The 4,755-nt window shown below is 71.6% G+C and carries 5 protein-coding genes and 2 tRNA genes; 3 read left to right on the top strand and 4 right to left on the bottom strand.

The window, feature by feature from the left end:
- A partial coding sequence (locus OOT08_RS10805) for an MFS transporter (protein ID WP_325092651.1) occupies positions 1 to 920 on the bottom strand: 920 nt, incomplete at its 3' end.
- A gap of 119 nt (positions 921 to 1,039) precedes the next feature.
- Here OOT08_RS10805 and OOT08_RS10800 point away from each other — a divergent pair.
- The 3 genes from OOT08_RS10800 to OOT08_RS10790 all read left to right on the top strand — a co-directional run bounded on the left by OOT08_RS10800 (position 1,040) and on the right by OOT08_RS10790 (position 4,145).
- Positions 1,040 to 1,792, top strand: coding sequence for a TetR/AcrR family transcriptional regulator (locus OOT08_RS10800; protein WP_325092650.1), 753 nt, complete (start codon positions 1,040 to 1,042; stop codon positions 1,790 to 1,792).
- Between the two features lie 109 nt (positions 1,793 to 1,901).
- A complete protein-coding gene (locus OOT08_RS10795; RefSeq protein WP_325092649.1) occupies positions 1,902 to 2,588 on the top strand; it encodes a hypothetical protein in 687 nt (228 codons plus the stop codon).
- Positions 2,589 to 2,645: 57 nt separating this feature from the next.
- On the top strand, positions 2,646 to 4,145 hold the full coding sequence (locus OOT08_RS10790) for a hypothetical protein (protein WP_325092648.1): 1,500 nt from the start codon (positions 2,646 to 2,648) through the stop codon (positions 4,143 to 4,145).
- Between the two features lie 206 nt (positions 4,146 to 4,351).
- Here the strand turns inward: OOT08_RS10790 and OOT08_RS10785 are convergent.
- From OOT08_RS10785 to OOT08_RS19165, 3 genes are all read right to left on the bottom strand, one after another.
- Positions 4,352 to 4,425: transfer RNA gene (locus tag OOT08_RS10785), tRNA-Met, on the bottom strand.
- Between the two features lie 28 nt (positions 4,426 to 4,453).
- Positions 4,454 to 4,525: transfer RNA gene (locus tag OOT08_RS10780), tRNA-Thr, on the bottom strand.
- Positions 4,526 to 4,621: 96 nt separating this feature from the next.
- Positions 4,622 to 4,755: M23 family metallopeptidase (locus tag OOT08_RS19165; RefSeq protein WP_442916237.1), on the bottom strand; the 134-nt coding region annotated here is incomplete at its 5' end.

Here is a 4,755-nt window from a genome sequence, read left to right as displayed (position 1 = left end):
CCAAAGCCCGCGAGCGCGATTGGGGCGCCCAGCCGGATCAGCCCGGGCGGGGAGATCCGGCTGCGCGGCACGATCACGGTCTGGGCCAACACCATGCCCACCCCGGCGGCGAGCAGGGCGCCGCCCGTGACGAGCCCGGTCGTTTCCCCGCTGAGGCCGAAGCGATCCTGGACGATGAAGCCGGTCAGGATTTGGATGAACCCGAGGGCCGTGAACAGGCCGAAGCCCGCGAGGAGAAAGGGGAACACCCGGGGGTCCCTGGCCCGAACCCGCACGGGCGCGGCGAGCAGCTCGCTCGCGGCTTCGCGCCGCATGGCCACGAGTACCAGGACGAGCGCGACGGCGAGGAACCCGGGGACGGCCCAGATCGAGACCATCAGGCCGATCCCGGCGAGGAGGCCGCCGACGACGGAGCCGCCGATCATCGCGATGCCCTGCACCGCGCCGACGCCCGCGAGGCCGCGCACGCGCTCCGCCTCGGTGCTGGTGACGTTCGCGATGAACGCCTGGGCGGTCGGGGCGATCGCCGCGATCGCGCCGCCGAACAGCACCCCGCGCAGCAGCAGGAACAGGGCGAAGAGTGCGGCCCCGGTGATCGCCCCGGCGATGCCGAGTCCGGCGAGCGTGGCAAAGCAGGCCATCGACGTGGTCGCCGCGGCGAGGGCGACCGCGAGCACCGGCTTGCGACCCCAGGACTGCGAGCGGGTACCCCAGAACTGACTGGTGAGCACGACCATCAGCGCGGCCGTCGAAATGGTGACGCCGACCTGCCACTCGGCGAGCCCGGCGGCGCGGGCGAGCGGGGCGATGATCGGCGGCAGGGTCATCTGCCCGAGGTACGCCAGGAAGACGACGACGAGGACCAGGCGGACCTGGGCAGCGGGCGCTGGGGTGTGCGGTGGGGGGTCGTTGGGGATCACGTGGCTCACTTCTACGGAGATTACTGGAACGCTGTTCTAGAACATTGTTCCAATACTGGCACCCTCGCTAGGCTGGGGCAAGAGCCGGGGCGCAGATCGCCCGCCGGGGAGGAGCGCAGATGGCCCGCAGGAGCACCGCGGATCGCGCGGGGTTGACCCCCAGCGCCGTCATCGACGCCGCCCTGGCCCTGACCGAGGCCTCCGGGCTATCCGGCTGGACCATCCGCGACCTCGCGGGACGGCTGGGCACGTCCTCCTCGGCGATTTACCACCACGTCGGCGGCATCGAGGCCGTGCACCGCGAGATCGCTCGCCGCGTGATCGCGCTCCTCCCGGTGCCGGAGCCCGAGCCCTCGCGGGCACCCAAGAGCCCCCCGGTCTGGGTCACGTGGTTTGAGCGCTTACTCCTCGACGCGTACCCCCTGCTCACTCGCTACCCCGGCCTGCCGCACTGGTTCACGATGCACGGCCCCGCCTTCCCCGATGCGCTGCCGATCGTGGAGACGGGGATCGGCCTGCTCCGGGACGACGGATTCGGGGAGCGCGCGGGCACCGCGTACGCGCTCCTGCTCAACACCGCCATGCTGACACTGGGCGTCACCGATGCCCGGGCGCGCGCAAACCTGGGCAGCCCGGGCGGCGCGAAGGATCACTCGTCGATGCTCACCACCTTCGAGGAGCTGCCCGCGGGGGCGGAGCACGCCCGCGCGCTCGCGGTGAGCATGATCCAGCCCTACACGCTGGGCCCGGCCTCCGCGGCCGCGGAGCGACGCCGCTACTACGAGGCCGCCGTGCGCGTCACGATCGCCGGAGTGCTCGCCGAGCGCACCTGGCTCACCGAAGCTGCCACCCCAGCCCCGGAACCGGACTGACCCCGGCGGCCACGGAGCCGCCGCGACTCGCAGCGCTTCCCGGTCGAGCGCCCCGCCGAAGCGTGGGCTGGCCGCTGCGGTCCCGGCCCGGGTCCGGGATACTGGAGGGGTGACATCGCATCAGGAGGTCGTGACCTACGACGGATTGCCGGCCTCGGCGGGCGGCGCGCACTCCCTGCGCACCAAGAACCCGCGCAGGGCCGCCGAGAGCGTGCGGGCGTTCCTCGACGCCGCCGTGCAGACCGTCGGCGCGCCCGAGCTCTCGTTCCAGCTCTGGGCCGGGGGTCCGCCCGACCTCGAACAGCGCTTCACCGCGCTCGCGACCGAGCACCTCGGCGGGCCGCAGCGCCGACAGCGCACACACACCCTCTGGCGGGTGCGCCCTGCACACGTCGATGCGCTGCTCGACGCCCTGAGCAGCGCCGATTCGCGCGCGGTAACCCAGCACGGGCATCCGCTCGCCGCACTGGCCTGGACCGCGCAGGTGGCCCTGGCCGACCCCGCCACAGGAACGCCGTACGACGGGATCGATGCCGATGCGTTCGGCGGCTTCGCCGTGGACGGGTACGGACGCCTCCTCGGCGCATCCGCGGTACGCGCCACCTTCGGCACCACGGCTTCCTCCCTCTCGCTCTGGCTCGCGTTCCCCGGCGACGAGCGGCTCCACGATGCTGCCGTCACCGTTCAGCAGCACCTGCCGTTCCGCCTGTCCGCGCGACACTGGCGGCGGTGGCACGCGACCACGGACGGCCAGAGCTACCGGGCGACGAAGATCACCTCGCCCCTGGCGCCATGAGCCCCCGCCGGTGCGCGAGCACCGTCGCCACAACGCGGGTGCGATACCCTGTGACCCATGGAATTCCGTCCGGTTGCTGCGCCCGGTGACGTGCAGCACCTCCGCGTTCCCGTGCCGGAAGACGCAGCGCACCACTTCCCCACGGCCACCGTGCTGCTGGGCGATCGGGCGCTGCTCACCTCCTGGGTGGAGGGCCACGCAGCGCACCGACTCGGGATCCTCGACCTGCGCACCGGACAGTGGCGCGTGCTGCCGGGGCTCCGCGGGATGCTTCGCGACGCCCTCGCCGTTGCCGACGACTGCGCGCTGATCCTGACCGACCACGCCCTGACCGAGATCGACGTGAGGACCCTGGAGGTCACGCGCCGACTGACCGCGAGCATCGGCAAGCACAACACCAACATCCGCCGAGACGGCGACGGGGTCATCGCGGTCGGGAACGACTCCGCGGCCACGGAAACGTTGGTCTCGGTGGCCACGATGACCGTGCTGCAGCGCAGACGCCGGAGCGTGCTTCGCCGGGACCCGATCCCCGCGGAGGCGGCGCGGGAAGGCGCTGCGCGCATCCTGCATCACGGATCAGGGCTGCTGCTCGCCGCCACTCAGACGCGCGAGTCGGCGCCCCAACGGCTCTTGCTCCTCTCCCCCGAAGGCCGCTCGCTCCTGCCCGCCGTTGACGTCCCGCTCGGCCTGAGCCGTGCGCACGTCGTGGGCGACGGAGTGATCGCCGCGGGCCCGGATATCGGACGCGCCCGTCACCTCACCGCAATCCTGGGAGTAGTCCCCTCAGGCTCCGAAGCGCCGTCGCTGCCGCTCAGCGAACTGGTGCGGACCGCGAACGCCTCGGCCGCCGAACTGCTCACGCAGCATTCCCGCCGGAACCCGCCGCGCACCGTCTCCCGAGACCACCGGCTCGAGCCGGGCCAGGAACTGGCCGATGCGACCGGCCGCCGCCTCACGCTCGAGAATTGCGTCGCTGCGCGAGCCGCGGAGCGCCACGAGCGCCCCCGCATCGCACGCGTGCAGGTCACCGATCTCGAGCTCTCGTCCAGCTCCCTCAACGGGGCCGTGCTCGAAGACGTCACCGTCGACGGCCTGCGGTGCTCGGACGGGGCCGGCTTCCTCTTTGGCTGCGAACTCCGCCGCGTCACGCTGCGCGGGCGCATCCGCGGCCTGATCCTCAACTCGACCCTGGACGATCCCGACCCCGCGACGACCGCGCGCTACGCGCGCTGGCATCACGACCGCCTGGCGGATCCCGAGTGGATGCTCGACCTCACCGGCGCGACCGGTGACATCACCATCCGCGGGTACCCGTCACGGTTCATCCGCCGCAACCCCGAGCTGCAGGCCGTCGTTTCCGCCGCGGCCGCCCACACGCTCGACTGGCGCGCGGTCGATCCCGGGCGCTCGTCGCTCAGCGTCGCCCTCCACGAACTCGTTCGATCCGATTGGGAAGACGTGACCCTCGTCGCCGACACCCACAGCGCGCACGCGAGCGATGATCTGCGCTACATCCAGCGCCTGCGAGCGCTCGGCATCGCGCAGCCCACCTGATCGGGGCCAGGGCCTCGGAGCACGCTCTGCTCCGGGGCCAGGCGCTCCGGACTGCCGCAGGGCCCCGTGGCGAAATCGCTTCGACACGGCACCAGATCCCGGACGCCCGGAGGCCGGTTACCGAACAGCGCCAGCCTGGCGGGGCACGCGGTGCCTGCCGGGACAAGAAAACCCCCGAAGTGTCGGGGGTTTCAAGCGGCTTGTCGTAGCTGGAGCGGGGCTCGAACCCGCGACCTCACGATTATGAGTCGTGCGCTCTGACCAGCTGAGCTACCCAGCCATACTCTCCGTGCGGAGAAACAAGCCAGAGCCCCGACCGAGATTTGAACTCGGGACCCCTTCCTTACCATGGAAGTGCTCTACCACTGAGCTATCGGGGCGAAGCTTCTCACCCTCTCGGGCGATGGCAACTCAATGAGAATATCATCATCCACCGCGCGATGCGAAATCGTGACGCCCGGGCGTGCCGCCCCGCGCTACTTCGCGGAGGAGGCGTTGTACTTCGCGAGGAAGGGCATCGGGTCGATGGCCTTGCCGTTGACCTGGACCACGAGGTGCAGGTGCGGCCCGAAGGAGAGCCCGGTCTGCCCGACGAGCCCGACGAGCTGGC

The organism is Leucobacter sp. M11 (genome assembly GCF_035726885.1).
GTDB lineage: Bacteria > Actinomycetota > Actinomycetes > Actinomycetales > Microbacteriaceae > JAPFRB01.
This window is presented reverse-complemented; position numbering and strand designations above follow the sequence as displayed.